Origin of the sequence: Sutterella sp. (assembly GCF_030539355.1) — a bacterium.
Classification (GTDB): Bacteria; Pseudomonadota; Gammaproteobacteria; order Burkholderiales; family Burkholderiaceae_F; genus Sutterella.
Genome location: NZ_JAUNSF010000130.1, coordinates 4,267 through 7,065, shown reverse-complemented (window position 1 = coordinate 7,065; position 2,799 = coordinate 4,267). Strand labels below are relative to the sequence as shown.

The window sequence follows — 2,799 nt, the reverse complement described above, 5'->3', positions numbered from 1 at the left end:
AGTGACGCAGAGAAGCGCAGTGGCTGTCGGTGCGGCAGGGTAAAATTGATTCCTTACCATCCGCGGGATGAACGCGGGGCAGGAGCGATGCAGCGTGACCGGGACCGGGCGCGCTTTCCGCCGCCCCGCGGGAGATCATCCCGGCACCGAATTCCCAGAAAAAAATTCAGGACCAGCTGTGAAGATTCTGCTTCTCCCCGACAGCTTCAAAGGAAGCCTCTCGTCCGCGCGAGCCGCGAACATTCTTGAGACCGCCGCGCGCGAGGTCTTTCCGGACGCCGAGATCGAGGCGTTCCCGATCGCCGACGGCGGCGAGGGCACGCTCGAGGCCATGAAGAAGGCCTGCGGCGGCGCCCTGGTTCCCGTCGAGGTGACGGGGCCCTGCGGCGTTCCCGTCCGTGCGCGCTACCTCTCGATCGGGAACTCCGCCGTGATCGAGCTCGCTGAGGCCGCGGGTCTCGCGCTGCGCATGCCGGGCTTCAGCCCGATGCGCACGACCACCTTCGGCGTGGGCCAGCTCATTGCCAATGCGCTTGAGGTCGGTCACCGCCACATCGTGATCGGTTTGGGCGGCTCCGCCACGACCGACTGCGGCTGCGGCCTCGCCGCGGCGCTCGGCACGCAGTTCCTTGATCCGACGGGCCGTCCCTTCGTGCCGACGGGCGAGAGCCTCACGGCGATCCGTTCGATCCGTTTGAACGGCTTCTTCTTCCGTCAGAACTCGCCCCGCATCGAGGCGCTCTGCGACGTCTCGAACCCGCTCTACGGCCCCCAGGGCGCCGCGGAGGTGTTCGGCCCCCAGAAGGGCGCGAGCCCCGATGAGGTGAAGCGCCTTGACGAGGGGCTGCGCCATGTCGCGGATCTTTTCAAGAAGTCCAAGGTCAACCTGAACGCGGTGAAGGGCGGCGGCGCCGCCGGCGGCGCGGGCGCGGGTGTTGCAGCGTTCCTGAACGGCCGCCTCGTCTCCGGCATCGACGCCGTGCTCGACCTCATGAAGTTCGAGGAGAAGGCGAAGACCGCCGACCTCATCGTGACGGGCGAGGGGTGCGTGGACGGCCAGACCCTCTCGGGCAAGGTCGCCGCGGGCATCGCCCGCCGCGCGGGCGGCACCCCCGTGGCGGTGCTCGCCGGCAGCTCGCTCGTCACTCCGGACGAGATGGAGAAGCTCCGAGCGCTCGGCATCACCGCGGTCTTCCCGGTGCTCCGCCGTCCGTGCGAGCTCTCCGAGGCGATGAGCGAGGCGCCGCAGAATCTGCAGGCCGCGGCGCTCAATCTCTTCCACATGATGCGCGCCATGCGTTCCTGATCCAGGGAACGGAATCCGGCTCCCCCAAGCGGAGCTGGAGGCATCTGCAGGGCGGTTCCTTTCTTCGAAAGGTGCCGCCTTTCTCTTCTCCGCACCCCGCGGAGGCGGGCAGGGCAGGGGAAGCCGAGTTCGCAGAATCGGGCAGTTTTTGCAAAGGATCCTATGCATCCGGGAGACGGGGCTTCCATAGAATGACCTCAGCTTTCGGAACACACCGGGCGCGAAACGAACCCTGCGCCCGAATATGGAGACCTGGTACAAAAATGCAGTCCTTCGACCTTTACCTTCCCACGCACCTCGTTTTCGGCAAGGGCCGTGTCAGTGAACTCGGGAACCTCGTCGCCGGCCGCGGTAAACGCGTCCTCATCACCTACGGCGGCGGCTCCGTGGTTCGCAGCGGCCTGCTCGCCGACGTGAAGGCGCAGCTCGCCGGCTTCGAGGTCTTCGAGTTCTCGGGCATCGAACCCAACCCGAAGATCGAAAGCGTCCGCAGGGCCGTCGAGCTCTGCCGCGAGAAGTCGATCGACTTCATGGTCGCCGTGGGCGGCGGCAGCGTCATCGACGCGACGAAGGCGATCGCCGCGGGTGTCTTCTACCAGGGCGACGCCTGGGATCTGCTCTATGACTCCTCGAAGATCGGCCGGACGCTGCCGTTCTTCGCCGTCCTCACGCTCGCCGCGACGGGGTCGGAGTACGACAACACGGGCGTGATCTCGAACCCCGAGACCGACGAGAAGCTCTTCCTCGGCGCGCCGAACCTCTTCCCCGTGGCCTCGATCCTTGATCCGACCTACACGCAGACGGTTCCGGCCTGGCACACGGCCGCCGGCGCCGCGGACATCATGTCGCACACCTTCGAGCAGTACCTCGTCGCCGAGGGCAACGATCTCACCGACGGCTTCTGCGAGTCGATGCTGCGCGCGGTGATCCGCAACACGCCGAAGGCGATCGCGAACCCGGACGACTACGACGCCCGCGCGGAGATCCTGCTCGCGAGCTCGTTCGGTTGCTGCGGGCTCCTCGCGATCGGCCGCACGCCGTCGCCCTGGCCCTGCCACGGCATCGAGCACGAGATCTCGGCCTTCACGGACATCACGCACGGCGCGGGTCTTGCGATCATCACGCCGCACTGGATGCGCTACTCGCTCACCGAGGCGACGGCGCCCCGCTTTGCCCAGTACGGCGTCAATGTCTGGGGTCTCGACCCGAAGGGCGACGTGATGGAGAACGCGAGGAAGGCGATCGACTGCACGGCGGAGTTCTTCGTCTCGATCGGTCTGCCCGCGAAGCTCTCCGACCTCGGCGTCACCGACGAGCACTTCGAGGAGATGGCCGACCACCTGCTCACGCACTGGTACCCGTTCGACGGCGCGCTCCGCCCGCTCGACCGCGACGGCATCCTCGCGATTCTGCGCGCCTCGCTCTGATCGAGCTTTCATTCCCGGGGCTGCATGCCGTCTGGCTCGGCCCCGCGTTTCCCGGATCCCGGCGTT

2 protein-coding genes are annotated in these 2,799 nt (G+C 67.2%); both read left to right on the top strand.

Annotated elements, in window-relative coordinates; all coding sequences use genetic code 11:
- Positions 1–178 precede the first annotated feature (178 nt).
- The gene (locus Q4F91_RS12345; protein ID WP_303338028.1) at positions 179–1,306 is read left to right on the top strand and encodes a glycerate kinase; all 1,128 of its coding nucleotides are present in this window, start codon (positions 179–181) and stop codon (positions 1,304–1,306) included.
- A gap of 263 nt (positions 1,307–1,569) precedes the next feature.
- A complete protein-coding gene (locus Q4F91_RS12340) occupies positions 1,570–2,733 on the top strand; it encodes an iron-containing alcohol dehydrogenase (protein WP_303338027.1) in 1,164 nt (387 codons plus the stop codon).
- Positions 2,734–2,799 lie beyond the last annotated feature (66 nt).

Coding starts and splice junctions, on each gene's coding strand:
- Q4F91_RS12340 (WP_303338027.1), top strand. CDS start 1,570: ATGCAGTCCTTCGACCTTTACCTTCCCACGCACCTCGTTTTCGGCAAG.